The organism is Streptomyces sp. NPDC001858, assembly GCF_053594615.1.
The window spans coordinates 127,687-144,518 of the sequence record NZ_JBSFEV010000015.1; the positions used below are offsets into that span (position 1 = coordinate 127,687).

The 16,832-nt window shown below is 71.7% G+C and carries 15 protein-coding genes; 12 read left to right on the top strand and 3 right to left on the bottom strand.

What is annotated here, in order from left to right:
* Positions 1–66: 66 nt before the first annotated feature.
* Both ACWCPF_RS22375 and ACWCPF_RS22380 read right to left on the bottom strand, forming a co-directional pair.
* Positions 67–2,115 (bottom strand): glycoside hydrolase family 31 protein, encoded by a 2,049-nt coding sequence (locus ACWCPF_RS22375; RefSeq protein WP_451046810.1) that lies wholly within the window; start codon positions 2,113–2,115, stop codon positions 67–69.
* Positions 2,116–2,319: 204 nt separating this feature from the next.
* The gene (locus ACWCPF_RS22380) at positions 2,320–3,333 is read right to left on the bottom strand and encodes a LacI family DNA-binding transcriptional regulator (protein ID WP_451046811.1); all 1,014 of its coding nucleotides are present in this window, start codon (positions 3,331–3,333) and stop codon (positions 2,320–2,322) included.
* A 180-nt stretch (positions 3,334–3,513) separates the two neighbouring features.
* Here ACWCPF_RS22380 and ACWCPF_RS22385 point away from each other — a divergent pair, with 180 nt between their 5' ends.
* The 8 genes from ACWCPF_RS22385 (at position 3,514) to ACWCPF_RS22420 (ending at position 13,335) form a co-directional block, all read left to right on the top strand.
* Positions 3,514–3,744 (top strand): hypothetical protein, encoded by a 231-nt coding sequence (locus ACWCPF_RS22385; RefSeq protein ID WP_451046812.1) that lies wholly within the window; start codon positions 3,514–3,516, stop codon positions 3,742–3,744.
* Between the two features lie 55 nt (positions 3,745–3,799).
* On the top strand, positions 3,800–5,737 hold the full coding sequence (locus ACWCPF_RS22390) for an acyl-CoA dehydrogenase family protein (protein ID WP_451046813.1): 1,938 nt from the start codon (positions 3,800–3,802) through the stop codon (positions 5,735–5,737).
* Between the two features lie 84 nt (positions 5,738–5,821).
* Positions 5,822–7,252, top strand: coding sequence for a 1-deoxy-D-xylulose-5-phosphate reductoisomerase (dxr, locus tag ACWCPF_RS22395; protein WP_451046814.1), 1,431 nt, complete (start codon positions 5,822–5,824; stop codon positions 7,250–7,252).
* Entirely contained in the window at positions 7,249–8,553 is a 1,305-nt protein-coding gene (locus tag ACWCPF_RS22400) for a M50 family metallopeptidase (protein WP_451046815.1), read from the top strand. The genes dxr and ACWCPF_RS22400 overlap by 4 nt, the downstream gene beginning before the upstream one ends.
* A gap of 172 nt (positions 8,554–8,725) precedes the next feature.
* Entirely contained in the window at positions 8,726–9,883 is a 1,158-nt protein-coding gene (gene ispG, locus ACWCPF_RS22405) for a flavodoxin-dependent (E)-4-hydroxy-3-methylbut-2-enyl-diphosphate synthase (RefSeq protein WP_451046816.1), read from the top strand.
* Between the two features lie 258 nt (positions 9,884–10,141).
* Positions 10,142–10,990, top strand: coding sequence for a GNAT family N-acetyltransferase (locus ACWCPF_RS22410; protein WP_451046817.1), 849 nt, complete (start codon positions 10,142–10,144; stop codon positions 10,988–10,990).
* A 20-nt stretch (positions 10,991–11,010) separates the two neighbouring features.
* Positions 11,011–11,547, top strand: coding sequence for a GNAT family N-acetyltransferase (locus ACWCPF_RS22415; protein WP_451046818.1), 537 nt, complete (start codon positions 11,011–11,013; stop codon positions 11,545–11,547).
* A gap of 84 nt (positions 11,548–11,631) precedes the next feature.
* The gene (locus ACWCPF_RS22420) at positions 11,632–13,335 is read left to right on the top strand and encodes a proline--tRNA ligase (RefSeq protein ID WP_451046819.1); all 1,704 of its coding nucleotides are present in this window, start codon (positions 11,632–11,634) and stop codon (positions 13,333–13,335) included.
* Between the two features lie 64 nt (positions 13,336–13,399).
* Here ACWCPF_RS22420 and ACWCPF_RS22425 read toward each other — a convergent pair whose 3' ends face one another.
* On the bottom strand, positions 13,400–13,825 hold the full coding sequence (locus ACWCPF_RS22425) for a hypothetical protein (protein WP_451046820.1): 426 nt from the start codon (positions 13,823–13,825) through the stop codon (positions 13,400–13,402).
* 15 nt (positions 13,826–13,840) lie between these two features.
* On the opposite strand from ACWCPF_RS22425, the gene ACWCPF_RS22430 reads away from it, so the two are divergent.
* From ACWCPF_RS22430 to ACWCPF_RS22445, 4 genes are read left to right on the top strand one after another with little or no spacing between them, the layout of a single operon-like run.
* Positions 13,841–14,821 (top strand): FAD:protein FMN transferase, encoded by a 981-nt coding sequence (locus ACWCPF_RS22430; RefSeq protein WP_451046821.1) that lies wholly within the window; start codon positions 13,841–13,843, stop codon positions 14,819–14,821.
* The gene (locus ACWCPF_RS22435) at positions 14,818–15,399 is read left to right on the top strand and encodes a ferric reductase-like transmembrane domain-containing protein (RefSeq protein WP_451046822.1); all 582 of its coding nucleotides are present in this window, start codon (positions 14,818–14,820) and stop codon (positions 15,397–15,399) included. Before ACWCPF_RS22430 ends, ACWCPF_RS22435 begins: the two co-directional genes overlap by 4 nt.
* Positions 15,396–16,619 carry an NADH-ubiquinone oxidoreductase-F iron-sulfur binding region domain-containing protein gene (locus ACWCPF_RS22440; protein WP_451046823.1) on the top strand — a complete coding sequence of 408 codons (1,224 nt, stop codon included), beginning with the start codon at positions 15,396–15,398 and terminating at the stop codon, positions 16,617–16,619. Before ACWCPF_RS22435 ends, ACWCPF_RS22440 begins: the two co-directional genes overlap by 4 nt.
* On the top strand, positions 16,616–16,831 hold the full coding sequence (locus tag ACWCPF_RS22445; protein WP_451046824.1) for a ferredoxin: 216 nt from the start codon (positions 16,616–16,618) through the stop codon (positions 16,829–16,831). Before ACWCPF_RS22440 ends, ACWCPF_RS22445 begins: the two co-directional genes overlap by 4 nt.
* The last annotated feature ends 1 nt before the right edge of the window (position 16,832 follow it).

Sequence of the window (16,832 nt, forward strand, 5' to 3'; positions counted from 1 at the left end):
AGCGGATCCCAGCCCTCTACCCCGCCAACCCCCTTCTGTCACAAGGGTGTTCGCGCGTCCCCGCGACTATTCGGCCACCGGCAGCCGCGCCCCGTCCCGCAGGAACAGCGGGAGACGGTCCAGCGGGGCGTCGACCGTCACCGCCGCCCCGCCCTCGTAGGCGTCGCCCGTCCACGCGTCCGTCCAGGTCGCGCCCGCCGGGAGGTAGGCCGTGCGGACCGTCGCGCCCGCCGTCAGCACCGGGGCGACCAGCAGGTCCCGGCCGAACAGATAGGAGTCGTCCACCGACCAGGTCGCCGGGTCGTCCGGGAACTCCAGGAACAGCGGCCGCATCGGCGGCAGCCCCTCCTCGTGCGCCTCCCGCATGACCTTCAGGACGTACGGCTTGAGCCGCTCGCGCAGCCGCAGATACTTCTCCAGGACCGCGCCGGCCTCCTCGCCGTACGACCACACCTCGTTCGGGCCGCCCGTCATGTCCGGGCCCAGCGGCATGCCCGGGTCGCGGAAGCCGTGCAGCCGCATCAGCGGGGACAGCGCCCCGAACTGGAACCAGCGGACCATCACCTCCCGGTACGCCGGATCGTCCGGGTCGCCGCCGTGGAAGCCGCCGATGTCGGTGTTCCACCACGGGATGCCGGAGAGCGCGGTGTTCAGCCCGGCCGCGATCTGCCGGCGCAGGGTCGGGAAGTCCGCGCCGATGTCACCGGACCACAGCGCGGCCCCGTAGCGCTGACTGCCCGCCCACGCCGAGCGGTTGAGGGTGATGATCTCCTCGTCGCCGGAGCCGGACGCCCGCAGCCCGTCGTAGAACGTACGGGCGTTGTCGGCCGGGTAGATGTTGCCGACCTCCAGGCCCGGGCCCGCCCAGTAGCGCAGATTCTCCGGGAAACCGGGCTTCAGCTCGGGCTCGCAGGCGTCCAGCCAGAACGCGGTGATCCCGTACGGGACGAGGTAGTTGTCGCGGATGCGCGACCACACGAACTCCCGGGCCTCGGGGTTCGTCGCGTCGTAGAACGCGATCTGGACCGTCGAGGCGACCCCCTTGTCCGGCCAGTCGGCGTGCGCCATCGGACCGTACTGGGTGCCGATGAAGTAGCCGCGCTGCTCCATCACCGGGTGGTTCTCGCTCAGCGGCGACACCGACGGCCAGACGCTCACGACCAACTTGACGCCGAGCTCCTCCAGTTCACGGACCATCGCCGCCGGGTCGGGCCACTCGCTCAGGTCGAACTTCCAGTCGCCCAGGTGCGTCCAGTGGAAGAAGTCGCAGACGATCGCGTCCAGGGGCAGGCCCCGGCGCTTGTACTCCCGGGCCACGTCCAGGAGTTCGTCCTGGGTGCGATAGCGCAGCTTGCACTGCCAGAAGCCGGCCGCCCACTCCGGCAGCATCGGCGTGCGGCCGGAGGCCGCGCTGTAGCGGCGCTGGGCGTCGGCCGGGGCGCCGGCCGTGATCCAGTAGTCGAGCTGGCGGGCCGAGTCCGCGACCCAGCGGGTGCCGTTGCCGGCCAGTTCGACCCGGCCGATCGCCGGGTTGTTCCACAGCAGCGTGTAGCCGCGGCTGGAGGTCAGCACCGGGATGCAGACCTCGGCGTTGCGCTGGACCAGGTCCACGACCAGGCCCTTCTGGTCCAGCCGGCCGTGCTGGTGCTGGCCGAGCCCGTACAGCTTCTCGTCGTCGTAGGCGGCGAAGCGCTGTTCGAGGCGGTGGTGGCCGTTGCCCACGGCCGTGTAGAGCCGCGAGCCCGGCCACCAGAAGTGGGCGCGGTCCTCGGCGAGGAGCTCCGCGCCGTCGTCGGTGCGCAGGAAGCGGATCAGCCCCTCGGCGTTCACCTCGACGGTCAGCGCGCCGACCGTCAACTGCCCTTCCCCGTCAACGATCTTGACGCTGCTCTCGGTGGCCGGCGGCTCGTCGAGCAGCGCGCCCGGCAGCCCTTCGAGGATCGGCCCGCCGAGCCGGGCCCGCACCCGGACGGCGTCCGGACCCCACGGCTCGACGCGCAGGGTCTCCTGGCGGCCGCTCCACTCCAGCGCGCCGCCGCGCTCGCGGAAGGTGCCGACCGTGGGCGACGACTGCGCGAGACTGACCTGAGGCTGGTTTTCGACAGGCTGGTTCACGTGGGGTGCTCCCTCGAAGGAGTGCGGCAGAAGCAGTGCAGGCAGAAGCGGTGCGGCAGAAGCAGTGCAGGCAGAAGCAGTGCGGGCAGACGGGGTGCAGACATGGGGGCGCCCTGAGACGCCGTCGGTGCGGCCCGGCGCCGGGCAGACCAGGCAGACCGGGCGGGGTCAGGCGGGCCGGGTGGGCGGGGCGGGCCGGGTGGGTCAGGAAGTGGCGGGCGCCGGCCCCGTGCTCGCCCGGACGGTCAACTCGGGGGAGATCAGCACGACTTCGTCGCTGCCACGGCCCTCCAGCTTGGCGACCAGGCGTGCCACGGCATGCCGTCCCATCTCCTGTGCGGGGATGGCGACCGACGTCAGCCGCACCGAGGCCTGCACGGCGACCTGTTCGGGGCAGATCGCCACCACCGACACGTCCTCCGGCACGGCCCGGCCCTGCTGCCGCAGCAGCGCGAGCAGCGGCTCGACCGCCGACTCGTTCTGCACCACGAACCCGGTGGTGCCCGGCCGCTCGTCCAGCACCCGGGCCAGCGTCACGGCCATCGCGTCGTACCCGCCCTCGCACGGACGGTGCAGCAGCCGCAGCCCCGACTCCTTGGCCCGGTACCGCAGTCCGTCGAGCGTGCGCTCGGCGAAGCCGGTGTGCCGTTCGTAGACCGCCGGGGCCTCGCCGATGACAGCGATGTCGCGGTGGCCGAGCGTCGCCAGGTGCTCCACGCACAGTGCGCCGGTCGCCGCGAAGTCGAGGTCCACGCAGGTCAGGCCGGAGGTGTCGGCCGGCAGCCCGATCAGCACGGACGGCTGGTCGGTCGAGCGCAGCAACGGCAGCCGCTCGTCGTCGAGTTCGACGTCCATCAGGATCATCGCGTCGGCGAGCCCGCTGCCGGTGACCCGGCGGACGGCGTCGGGACCCTCCTCGCCGGTGAGCAGCAGGACGTCGTAGCCATGGCTGCGGGCACTGGTGGCCACCGCGATGGCGATCTCCATCATCACCGGCACATACATGTCGGTGCGCAGCGGGATCATCAGCGCGATGATGTTCGACCGGCTGCTGGCCAGCGCGCGGGCGCCCGCGTTCGGGTGGTAGCCGAGGGTGCGGATGCTCTGCTCGACCCGCTGCCGGGTGGTCGTGGAGATGGACCGCTTGCCACTGAGGACATAGCTCACCGTGCTCGCCGAGACTCCGGCGTGCTGGGCGACCTCGGCGAGGGTGACCATCCAGCTCTCCAAGTTTTGTGAAGCGCTTCGACAGTGCGCATTGCGAACAGGGGCGGGTGAGGGTGGTTCGACAGTAGCTCTAGCGGGGGTGGGTGTCCATAGGTTGTCGAAGCGCTTCGACAACGGGTTGCGGGAGAGCCGGTTGTGCGGGATCGGTGATGAAGGCGTTGTGGTGGATTGGTGAAGAAGGCTACGGCAACCTTTCCGGGCCCCGGCGGCCACCGGACCCGGGCACTCGTTCGGCGCAAGCCGCTCGGCGACGACCCGTACGCCTCCGGCATCGAGTCCGGCGCCGAGGCCTTCAAGGGAACGGGCCGCCCGGACACCGGGTCCGACTCGGTCGCCATCGGCTTGAAGGCGGACGCGTGGGGTGGCCACCTCGCCCGGGATCGGGTACCAACGATCGAGTAGCACTCATCGGTAACCAATGTGGTCCGAGATCCCGATTCGCGGCGAGGTGAGCCTCATGTCCGCACCACCCCTCAAGAAACCCACCGTCACCGAGCGTGAGGCCCGCCAGGTCGCCGAGGCCGCCCGGGAACAGGACTGGCGCAAGCCGAGCTTCGCCAAGGAACTGTTCCTGGGACGCTTCCGGCTCGACCTCATCCACCCCCACCCGGTCCCCTCCGAGGAGGCCGTCCGGCGCGGCGAGCAGTTCCTGGCCAAACTCCGCGAGTTCGCCGAGACGAAGGTCGACGCGGCGCGCATCGAACGCGAGGCCCGCATCCCCGACGAGGTCATCAACGGGCTCAAGGAGCTCGGCGCCCTCGGCATGAAGATCGACCCCAAGTACGGCGGCCTCGGTCTCACCCAGGTGTACTACAACAAGGCGCTCGCCCTGATCGGCTCGGCCAGCCCGGCGATCGGCGTGCTGCTGTCGGCGCACCAGTCCATCGGCGTGCCCCAGCCGCTGAAGCAGTTCGGCACCGACGAGCAGAAGCAGCGCTTCCTGCCGCGCTGTGCCACCACCGCCATCAGCGCCTTCCTCCTCACCGAGCCGGACGTGGGCTCCGACCCGGCCCGCCTGGCGACGACCGCGATCCCGGACGGGGACGACTACGTCCTCGACGGCGTGAAACTGTGGACCACCAACGGCGTGGTCGCCGACCTGCTGGTCGTGATGGCCCGGGTGCCGAAGAGCGAGGGCCACAAGGGCGGCATCACCGCCTTCGTCGTGGAGACGGACTCGCCCGGCATCACCGTCGAGAACCGCAACTCCTTCATGGGCCTGCGCGGCATCGAGAACGGCGTCACCCGCCTCCACCAGGTCCGGGTCCCGGTCGCGAACCGCATCGGCGCCGAGGGCACGGGCCTGAAGATCGCCCTGACCACCCTCAACACCGGCCGGCTCTCGCTGCCCGCGTCCTGCGTGGCCGCCGGGAAGTGGTCGCTGAAGATCGCCCGCGAGTGGTCGGCGGCCCGCGAGCAGTGGGGCAAGCCGATCGCCCACCACGAGGCGGTCGGCGCGAAGATCAGCTTCATCGCGGCGACCACCTTCGCGCTGGAAGCCGTCCTGGACCTGTCCTCCCAGATGGCCGACGAGGACCGCAACGACATCCGTATCGAGGGCGCGCTGGCCAAGCTCATCGCCTCCGAGCTGGGCTGGCGGATGGCCGACGAACTCGTCCAGATCCGCGGCGGCCGCGGCTTCGAGACGGCCGAGTCGCTCGCCGCCCGCGGTGAACGCGCGGTGCCGGCCGAACAACTCCTGCGCGATCTGCGCATCAACCGCATCTTCGAGGGCTCGACGGAGATCATGCACCTCCTCATCGCCCGCGAGGCCGTCGACGCCCACCTCTCGGTCGCCGGCGACCTCATCGACCCCGACAAGTCCCTCCAGGACAAGGCGAGGGCGGGCGCGAACGCCGGCGTGTTCTACGCCAAGTGGCTGCCGAAACTGGTCACGGGATCGGGCCAGCTCCCGGGCACGTTCGGCGAGTTCAAGACCGGCGGAGTCGACCTCGCCCCCCACCTCCGCTTCGTCGAACGGCACTCCCGCAAGCTGGCTCGCTCCACGTTCTACGCGATGTCCCGCTGGCAGGGCCGGATGGAGACCAAACAGGGCTTCCTCGGCCGGATCGTCGACATCGGCGCGGAGCTGTTCGCGATGAGCGCCGCCTGTGTGCGCGCGGAACTGCTGCGCTCGCGCGGCGAGCACGGCCGCGAGGCCTACCAGCTCGCCGACGCCTTCTGCCGCCAGTCCCGCGTCCGCGTCGACGAACTCTTCACCCGCCTGTGGAGCAACACCGACGGCGTCGACCGCAAGGTCGTCAAGGGCGTCATGGCGGGCGCCTACGAGTGGCTGGAACAGGGCATCGTCGACCCCTCGGGCGAAGGCCCCTGGATCGCCGAGGCCGCACCCGGCCCGAGCGAACGGGAGAACGCCCACCGCCCGATCAGGTGAGCCACCGCACACCAGAGCGCAGGGTGTCCTCCTTGGGGGGACACCCTGTCCCGCCGACCACCGCGTGCGGCCACAATGGGGGGCATGAGTGACAGTCCAGCTCCCCCAGGGCACGGGCCGGAAGCCCCGTCTGCCCCGCGACGCCATGCACGCACTCTCGCCGCACCGGGCGCTGACCCGAGTACGTCCAGTACTGGGGCCACCGCCCGGCACGCCGAGAGCACGCACCTGACGCCGCAGGGCCCGCCCTCCGGGCGGACGACGGGGCTTCCGGCCCCTGCCCTCGCCGACCCGCACCTCGTCTACGATCCCGTCGCGGGCGACGGCCCCAAGGACGTGGTGATCCTCGGCTCGACCGGATCGATCGGCACCCAGGCCATCGACCTCGTGCTGCGCAACCCGGACCGGTTCCGGGTGAGCGGTCTGTCCGCCAACGGCGGCCGGGTCGCCCTCCTCGCGGAGCAGGCCCGCCGGCTGCGGGTGCGGACCGTCGCGGTCGCCCGCGAGGACGTCGTGCCCGCGCTGCGCGAGGCGCTCGCCGCCGAGTACGGGGCCGGGGAGCCGCTCCCGGAGCTGCTGGCCGGCCCCGAAGCGGCGGCCCAGCTCGCCGCGTCCGACTGTCACACCGTCCTGAACGGCATCACGGGCTCGATCGGCCTCGCGCCGACCCTCGCCGCCCTGGAGGCGGGCCGCACCCTCGCGCTCGCCAACAAGGAGTCGCTCATCGTCGGCGGCCCGCTGGTGAAGGCGCTGGCCGCGCCCGGACAGATCATCCCGGTGGACTCCGAGCACGCGGCCCTCTTCCAGTCCCTGGCCGCCGGCACCCGGGCCGACGTCCGCAGACTCGTCGTCACCGCCTCCGGCGGCCCCTTCCGCGGCCGCACCAAGGCGGAACTGGCGCACGTGACCGTCGAGGACGCCCTCGCCCACCCCACCTGGTCCATGGGCCCGGTGATCACGATCAACTCCGCGACCCTGGTCAACAAGGGGCTGGAAGTCATCGAGGCGCACCTCCTCTACGACATTCCCTTCTCGCGGATTGAGGTGGTCGTGCACCCGCAGTCGTATGTCCACTCGATGGTTGAGTTCACGGACGGATCGACACTGGCCCAGGCGACGCCCCCCGATATGCGCGGGCCCATCGCCGTCGGCCTCGGCTGGCCCCGGCGGGTCCCCGACGCGGCGCCCGCCTTCGACTGGAGCAAGGCGTCGACCTGGGAGTTCTTCCCGCTCGACGACGAGGCCTTCCCCTCGGTGAACCTCGCCCGGCACGTGGGCGAGCTCGCGGGCACGGCCCCGGCGGTGTTCAATGCCGCCAACGAGGAGTGTGTGGAGGCGTTCCGCAAGGGCGCGCTCCCGTTCAACGGGATCATGGAGACGGTCACCCGGGTCGTGGAGGAGCACGGCACGCCGGTGACGGGAACTTCACTGACCGTGTCGGACGTCCTCGATGCGGAGACCTGGGCACGGGCCCGGGCTCAGGAACTGACGGCTACTGCGGAGGCGCGTGCATGACAGCCCTGATGATGATCCTCGGCATAGTCATTTTCGCGGTAGGCCTGCTCTTCTCGATCGCCTGGCACGAGCTGGGACACCTGTCCACCGCCAAGTACTTCGGCATCCGCGTGCCGCAGTACATGGTCGGCTTCGGCCCGACGATCTTCTCGCGCAAGAAGGGCGAAACCGAGTACGGCATCAAGGCGATCCCCTTCGGCGGCTACATCCGCATGATCGGCATGTTCCCGCCCGGCGACGACGGCAAGATCACCGCCCGCTCCACGTCACCGTGGCGCGGCATGATCGAGGATGCCCGCTCGGCCGCCTACGAGGAGCTCCAACCGGGCGACGAGACCCGCATGTTCTACACCCGCAAGCCGTGGAAGCGGTTCATCGTGATGTTCGCGGGCCCGTTCATGAACCTGGTGCTCGCGGTGGCCCTGTTCCTCACGGTCCTGATGGGCTTCGGCATCCAGCAGCAGACCACCACGGTCAGCTCGATCTCCCCGTGCGTCATCTCCCAGACCGAGAACCGCGACAAGTGCAAGTCGACCGACCCGGCCTCCCCGGCCGCGGCCGCCGGCATGAAGCCGGGCGACGAGATCGTCTCCTTCGCCGGTCAGCGGACGGACGACTGGAACACCCTCTCCGACCTGATCCGCGTCAGCGCCGGCAAGGAGGTCGCGATCGTCGTCGACCGGGGCGGCAAGGAACTGACCCTGCACGCCACGATCGCCACCAACCAGGTCGCGAAGAAGGACGGCAACGGGGCCTACGTCCAGGGCGAGTACGTCAAGGCCGGCTTCCTCGGCTTCGGCTCGGCCACCGGCGTCGTCAAGCAGGACTTCGGCGACTCCGTGTCCTGGATGACCGACCGGGTCGGCGAGGCCGTCGACTCCCTGGCCGCCCTGCCCAGCAAGATCCCGGCCCTGTGGAACGCGGCCTTCGACGGCGCGCCCCGCGAGCCCGACTCACCCATGGGCGTGGTCGGCGCGGCCCGCGTCGGCGGCGAGATCTTCACCCTGGACATCCCGGCCTCCCAGCAGCTGGCCCTGGCCGTGATGCTGGTCGCCGGCTTCAACCTCTCCCTGTTCCTCTTCAACATGCTCCCGCTGCTGCCCCTGGACGGCGGACACATGGCGGGCGCCCTGTGGGAGTCCCTGCGCCGCAAGACGGCGAAGGTCCTCAAGCGCCCCGACCCGGGCCCCTTCGACGTGGCGAAGCTGATGCCGGTGGCCTACGTGGTGGCGGGCATCTTCGTCTGCTTCACGATCCTGGTCCTGATCGCGGACGTGGTGAACCCGGTCAGAATCTCCTAGCCACCCAGAGTTCACGACGGCCCGGCACACTCTTGTGCCGGGCCGTCTCCCATGGTTGGACGGGTGACCGGTGTGATGTGCTCCGGCCCGCCCCGGTGCCGTAATCTCGAAGCCTGGAACCCGCCACAGACGGGACCTGGGCCTTGATCCACGACTTGGGGTTGCACAGCAGATGACTGCGATTTCTCTCGGCATGCCGTCCGTTCCGACCAGGGTTGCCGAGCGCCGGAAGAGCCGCCAGATCCAGGTCGGATCCGTGGCGGTGGGCGGGGACGCCCCGGTCTCGGTCCAGTCGATGACCACGACCCGCACGTCCGACATCGGCGCGACGCTCCAGCAGATCGCCGAGCTGACGGCGTCCGGCTGCCAGATCGTCCGCGTGGCCTGCCCCACCCAGGACGACGCGGACGCCCTCGCGACGATCGCCCGCAAGTCCCAGATCCCGGTGATCGCGGACATCCACTTCCAGCCGAAGTACGTCTTCGCCGCCATCGAGGCGGGCTGCGCTGCGGTCCGGGTGAACCCCGGCAACATCAAGCAGTTCGACGACAAGGTCAAGGAGATCGCCAAGGCGGCGAACGAGCACCGCACCCCGATCCGCATCGGGGTCAACGCCGGTTCGCTGGACCGCCGCCTGCTCCAGAAGTACGGCAAGGCGACGCCCGAGGCGCTCGTCGAGTCCGCCCTGTGGGAGGCGTCCCTCTTCGAGGAGCACGACTTCCACGACATCAAGATCTCGGTCAAGCACAACGACCCGGTGATCATGATCGAGGCGTACCGCCAGCTCGCCGCCCAGAGCGACTACCCCCTCCACCTGGGCGTCACCGAGGCGGGCCCGGCCTTCCAGGGCACCATCAAGTCGGCGGTGGCCTTCGGCGCCCTCCTCTCCCAGGGCATCGGCGACACGATCCGCGTCTCGCTGAGCGCGCCCCCCGTCGAAGAGGTCAAGGTCGGCAACCAGATCCTGGAGTCCCTGAACCTCAAGCAGCGCGGCCTGGAGATCGTCTCCTGCCCGTCCTGCGGCCGCGCCCAGGTCGACGTCTACAAGCTGGCCGAAGAGGTCACCGCAGGCCTCACCGGCATGGAGGTCCCCCTCCGCGTGGCCGTCATGGGCTGCGTCGTCAACGGCCCCGGCGAGGCCCGAGAGGCCGACCTCGGCGTAGCCTCCGGCAACGGCAAGGGCCAGATCTTCGTCAAGGGCGAGGTCATCAAGACCGTCCCGGAGTCCAAGATCGTCGAAACCCTGATCGAGGAAGCAATGAAACTGGCCGAACTGATGGAAGCCGACGGCGTCCCGTCGGGCGAACCGTCGGTATCGGTAGCAGGCTGACCTACCAGCCCGTCCGGCGTTTGAGGACAAGAGCGGGACGGCACTTTGCAGCGAGGGTCCAGGAAATCCAGCCCGTCCGGCGTTTGAGGACGAGGCCGTTCAGGCCGACAGCGGGGGTCTGGGGGCGGCAGCCCCCAGCCACGGCACCACCAGCCGACGCTGAGCACCAACCCCCGGTAACCAGAACACGGGGCGGCACCCAAAAGCTTCCGCAGGTAAAGTGCGGGGATCAGCTGACCTGAGTGTGAGGCCCCGCGCGTGTTGACCCAGACGACCTCCCGGGTCCTCGAACCGAGCGACCTGGACGCCGCGCTCGCCGTCCTCGACCGCGAGCCCGTAGCCAACGCCTTCGTGACCTCCCGCGTGCAGGTCGCGGGCCTCGACCCCTGGCGGCTCGGCGGCGAGATGTGGGGCTGGTACGAGGACGGCATGCTGACGTCCCTCTGCTACGCCGGCGCCAACCTGGTCCCGATCTGCGCCACCCCCCGCGCCGTCCGCGCCTTCGCGGACCGCGCCCGCCGGGCCGGCCGCCGCTGCTCCTCGATCGTCGGCCCCGCCGAGCCGACGACCCAGCTCTGGCGCCTGCTGGAGACCCACTGGGGCCCGGCCCGCGAGATCCGCACCCGGCAGCCCCTCATGGTCACCGACCGCATGCCCGCCGACATCGCCCCGGATCCCTACGTCCGCCGCATCCGCAAGGACGAGATGGACACGATCATGCCGGCGTGCGTGGCGATGTTCACCGAGGAGGTCGGCGTCTCCCCGATGGCGGGCGACGGCGGTCTCCTCTACCAGGCGCGGGTCGCCGAACTCGTCGGCTCGGGCCGCTCGTTCGCCCGGCTCGACGACCGGGGCAGGGTCGTCTTCAAGGCGGAGATCGGCGCGGCGACCTCGCAGGCCTGCCAGATCCAGGGCGTGTGGGTGGCCCCGGAGTACCGCGGCCAGGGCCTGGCGGCCCCCGGCATGGCGGCGATCCTGCGCTACGCCCTGGCGGACATCGCCCCGACGGTGAGCCTCTATGTGAACGACTTCAACACGGCGGCGCGCCGGACCTACCGGAGAGTGGGGTTCCAGGAGGTCGGCGCATTCATGAGCGTGCTCTTTTAGCCCCCTGTAGGCTCCCCGCCATGGACCTCGTCATCGGCCCCTTGGACCTCCCCGCGCATGTGGACGAGGCCCTCGCAGTCCAGGCCGTCGCCTTCGGACTGGGCCCCGACGAAGTGGCCGTCAGACGCCAGATCGTCCTGCGCCACATGACGAACCCGGGCGCGCGCGCCTTGGGCGCGACGACCCCCGAGGGCCGGCTGATCGGCTTCGTGTACGGCATGCCCAACGACCGCACCCACTGGTGGTCCACCGTCGTCCAGCCCTACCTCCGGGCCCAGGGCAACGAGCACTGGCTGGACGACTCCTTCGTGATCACGGAGCTGCACGTCCACCCCGTCTTCCAGAACCGCGGCGCGGGCCGGGCGCTGATCACCACGATCACCGACACCGCGACCGAGCCCCGCTCGATCCTCTCCGCGATCGACTCGGACAGCCCCGCCCGGGCCCTCTACCACGCTCTGGGCTACCAGGACCTGGCCCGCAGGGTCCTCTTCCCCAGCGCCCCGCGCCCGTACGCGGTGATGGGCGCGGCGCTCCCGCTCCTGCGCCGTGCATAACGGATTTCCGGGCATGCCGCGCTCCCGGCTAACCTCCTAGCCATCACCCTTGACCCAGCAGGTACCCAGCAGGAGTACGAGAACATGGCGAACGCACCGGTCCAGCGCATGTCCCAGTTGATGGCGAAGACGCTGCGCGACGACCCTGCGGACGCCGAGGTGCTCAGCCACAAGCTCCTCGTGCGCGCCGGCTACGTCCGCCGCACCGCGGCCGGCATCTGGTCCTGGCTGCCGCTCGGCAAGAAGGTCCTGGCCAACGTCGAGCGGATCGTCCGTGAGGAGATGGACGCGATCGGCGCCCAGGAGGTGTCGCTCCCGGCCCTGCTGCCCCGCGAGCCCTACGAGGCGACCGGCCGCTGGGACGAGTACGGCCCGGAGCTGTTCCGTCTGAACGACCGCAAGGGCGGCGACTACCTCCTCGGCCCGACGCACGAGGAGATCTTCACGCTGATCGTGAAAGACCAGGCGTCCTCCTACAAGGACCTGCCGGTCATCCTCTACCAGATCCAGACGAAGTTCCGTGACGAGGCCCGCCCCCGCGCCGGCATCCTGCGCGGCCGCGAGTTCCTGATGAAGGACTCCTACTCCTTCGACACCGAGGACGAGGGCCTCGCGAAGTCCTACGCCCTGCACCGCGAGGCCTACCAGAAGGTGTTCGCGCGCCTCGGCCTCGACTACCGCATCTGCGCCGCCACGGCGGGCGCGATGGGCGGCTCGAAGTCGGAGGAGTTCCTGGCCCCGGCCGAGGCCGGCGAGGACACCTTCGCGGACTGCCCTACTTGCGACTTCGCGGCGAACACCGAGGCGATCACGTACGAACTGAAGCCGGTGGACGGCTCCGCGGTCCCCGCGCTCGAGGAGATCCCGACCCCGGACACCCCCACCATCGAGACCCTCGCCGCCCACCTCGGCGTGCAGGCCGCCGACACCCTCAAGAACCTCCTCGTGAAGGTCGACGGCGAGATCGTGGCCGTCGGCGTCCCCGGCGACCGCGAGGTCGACCTCGGCAAGGTCGAGGCGCACTTCGCCCCGGCCGCCGTCGAGCTGGTCACCGCCGAGGACTTCGTGGGCCGCCCCGACCTGGTCCGCGGCTACGTCGGCCCGCAGGGCCTGGGCGAGAAGGTCACGTACCTCGCCGACCCGCGGGTGGCCCCCGGTACTTCCTGGATCACGGGCGCCAACAAGGAGGGCACGCACGCGAAGAACGTCGTCGCGGGCCGTGACTTCGAGGTCGACGCATACGTGGACGTCGTCGTCGTCCAGGAGGGCGACCCCTGCCCGAACTGCGGCACCGGCCTCAAGCTGGACCGCGCCATCGAGATCGGCCACATCTTCCAGCTGGGCCGCAAGTACGCGGACGCGCTGAAGCTCGACGTCCTCGGCCAGAACGGCAAGCCGGTCCGCGTGACCATGGGCTCCTACGGCATCGGCGTCTCCCGCGCGGTCGCCGCCCTCGCCGAGCAGACCGCCGACGACAAGGGCCTGTGCTGGCCCGCCGAGGTCGCCCCGGCCGATGTGCACGTCGTCGCCGCGGGCAAGGCCCTGCAGACCGAGCTGGCGCTCGACGTCTCCGAGAAGCTGCGCGCGGCCGGTCTGCGCGTCCTGGTCGACGACCGGGCCGGCGTCTCCCCGGGCGTGAAGTTCACCGACTCCGAGCTGATGGGCGTGCCGAAGATCCTGGTCGCGGGCCGCCGCTCCGCCGAGGGCGTCCTGGAACTGAAGGACCGCAGGACCGGCGAGCGCGAGGAGCTCACGGTGGACGAGGCGATCGCCCGCCTGACCGCGTGACCGCCTGACCGCGTGACCGTCTGAAGGAACTCCTCAGAAACGTCTCTGGGAGAATAAAGGGAGCTCACAGACTTCTCTCAGGCCGTTCCCCGACCGTAGTGCGTGACAGAGCGTCACTAGGGAGGGGAACGGTCATGGCGACCAGAGAAGACGAACGGGGGGCCGCGGCGGCGGTCCGCACAGGCGTACGGCGTACGGCGGCCTTCGCCGCGGCCGTGACGCTGGCCGCGGCGGCCGGGGTGTTCGCCCTGGTCGGCACGATGCAGGCGGACGCCACCACGACGGCGAGCAGCAGCTCCAGCACGAGCAGCTCGTCCACCGACAGCACGACGTCCACCGACAGCGACGCCAGCACCGACAGCGACACCGGCACCAGCACCGACGACTCGACCGGCACCGACGACTCGACCAGCTCGGACAGCTCGACCAGCTCGGACAGCGGCCTCACCTCGCCCTCGTCCTCCTCATCCGGCGGTTCCACCGACTCCACGTCGGGAGCGTCGTGATGAGCACCGCGCTGCGCACCTCGCCCGAGTCCCGCACCACGGCCGCCGCGGAGTGGCGGGCGCTGGGGACCACCGTCCGCGTGGTCGTCACCGACCCGGCCCTGCTGGAGTCCTGCAACCTGCTCCTCGCCCGGCACCTCGCCGAGGTCGACGCGGCCTGCAGCCGCTTCCGCGCCGACTCCGAGCTGGCCGCCCTCGACACCGCCGCGGGCCGCCCGGTCCGGGTCAGCCCGCTGCTCGCCGAGGCCCTCGACGTGGCCCTGCGCGCGGCCGAGGCCACCGACGGCGCCGTGGACCCCACCGTCGGCTCCGCGATGGACGCCATCGGCTACGACCGCGACTTCCGGCTCGTCCGCGAGGACGACCGTCCGGTCCGGCTCACGGTCCGGCGCATCCCCGGCTGGCGCACCGTGGACCTCGACCGCGCGACCGGCACGGTGACCGTCCCCGAGGGCGTCCGCCTCGATCTGGGCGCCACCGCCAAGGCCTGGGCCGCCGACCGTGCCGTCCGGACGCTGGCCGCGGCGGCCGGCTGCGGAGTGCTGGTGAGTCTGGGCGGCGACACGGCCGTCGCGGGGGCGGCCCCGGCGGGCGGCTGGCAGATCCGCGTCCAGGACGTCACGGGACCCGTCGACGAGACGCCCGCCGAGGGCCCGTACGACTCGGTGGGCCTGCACAGCGGGGGCCTCGCGACCTCCGGCACCGCGGCCCGCAACTGGCGCCGCGGCGGCCACGACCTGCACCACATCGTCGACCCCCGCACCGGCCTCCCGGTCCGCACCCCGTGGCGCACGGTCTCGGTCGCCGCCCGCAGCTGCGCCGACGCCAACACGGCGACCACGGCCGCCCTGGTCAAGGGCGCGGGCGCGGAACGCCGGCTGACCCGGCTCGGCCTGCCGGCCCGGCTGGTGAGCCAGGACGGCCTGGTCGTCACCACGCCGGGCTGGCCGACCGACCCGGCGCGGGGAGCGGCCGCGTGACCTCCGAGACCCTCTGGTACGCCAACCGGGCCACCGGCGCCGTCTGCCTCGTCCTCTTCACGGTCGTCGTCCTGCTCGGGGTCGCGGTGCGGCTCAGAGCCCGCGTTCCCGGGCTGCCACGCTTCGGCACGATGAGCCTGCACCGCACGCTGTCGCTCTCCGCGACCGCCTTCCTGGCCCTGCACATCACGACGGCGATCGTGGACGGCTATGTGGACATCACGGTCGTCGACGCCCTGGTCCCGTTCGTCTCCGACTACCAGCCCCTCTGGCTGGGCCTCGGCACGGTCGCCTTCGACCTGATGCTGGCCGTCCTCGTCACCAGCCTGCTGCGCGAGCGCCTCGGCCACCGCACCTGGCGGGCCGTCCACTGGCTGGCGTACGCCTCCTGGCCGGTCGCCCTCGTGCACGGCATCGGCATCGGCACGGACACCGGCGCCGACTGGATGACCTGGCTGACCGCGGCCTGCGTCGCCACCGCGGTCGCCGCCTTCGCCGCCCGGCTCGCGCACGCCGCCCGCGTCGCCCGCCGGACCCCCGCCGCCCTCCTGCGCACCGCCGAAGGAGCCCGACCGTGACCGCGACCTTCCCGGACCTGTACATGCCCCCTCGGCTCCTCGCCCCCGGCGGTGCCCCCGCCGACCTCGCCGCCCACCACCAGCGCTACGGCTCCCTGGCCTTCGGCGACCCCGAGAGCGTGCTGCGCACGGTCGCCGAGTCCGGCCTCACCGGCCGCGGCGGCGCGGGCTTCCCGACGTACCGCAAGCTCGTCGCCGTCGCCGAGGCCGGGCGGCGCACCGGCCGCGCGCCGGTGGTCGTGGCCAACGGCGCCGAGGGCGAACCGGCCAGCCACAAGGACAAGACCCTGCTGCGGCTGTCCCCCCACCTCGTCCTGGACGGCCTCCAGACAGCGGCGCGGGCGATCGGCGCGGGGGAGGCCTGCATCGCCGTCGAGGACGGCGCGACCTGGCTGGAATCCGCCCTCGTCCAGCGCACCGCGGACCCGCTGCCCGTGAAGGTCGTCCGGCTGCCCAAGTCGTTCCTGTCCGGCCAGGCCTCCGCCCTCGCCCGGTACGTCTCCGGCGGGCCGGCCCTGCCCACGCACCAGCGCCCGCCGGTCCGTGAACGCGGGGTGCACCGGGCCCCGACCCTCGTGCAGAACGTGGAGACCCTGGCCCACCTCGCGCTGGTCGCCCGCTACGGCGCCGACTGGTACCGCACGGCGGGCACCCCGGCCCAGCCCGGCAGCGTCCTGTGCACGATCCATGTGCCGGGCCGCGAACCCCGGGTGGTGGAGGCCCCCTACGGGCTGCCCATCGGACGGGTGCTGCCCCTGGAGGGCGTCCAGGCGGTCCTCGTCGGCGGCTACCACGGCACCTGGATCCCGGCCCCCGAGGCCGCGCAACTCACCCTGGACTCCGGCTGCTTGGGGGCCGGAGTACTCGCCGCGCTGCCGGTCGACCGCTGCGGCCTCGCCGAGACCGCCCGCGTCCTGCGCTACCTCGCGCTGCAGTCGGCCGGCCAGTGCGGTCCCTGCCTCAACGGTCTGCCCCGCATCGCCACCGCCTTCCGCACCCTGGCCGCCCCCGGCCCGCAGGGCACGGTCCGCGCCGACCTCGCCCGCTGGTCGGGCCTGGTCGAGGGGCGAGGGGCCTGCCACCACCCCGACGGCACCGTCCGCCTGGTCCGCAGCGCGCTGACGACCTTCGCCGCCGAGGTCGACGCCCACGCCCGGGGCCGCTGCACCGCGACCGACCGAACCCCCCTGCTGCCGGTACCCCAGGAGAGCCGATCATGAGCACGGCCCAGCGTCTCGACATCGACTGGACGTCCTGCCGGGGCCACGGCCTCTGCGCGGACTTCCTCCCGGAACACATCACCCTGGACGAGTGGGGCTACCCGGTCGTCGACGGCGCCCCCGTCCCCGCGCGGACCGCGAAGCGGGCCCGCCGGGCCGCCGCCGACTGCCCGGTGCTCGCCCTCAGGCTCGCTCCGGCACAGGACGGCTGAC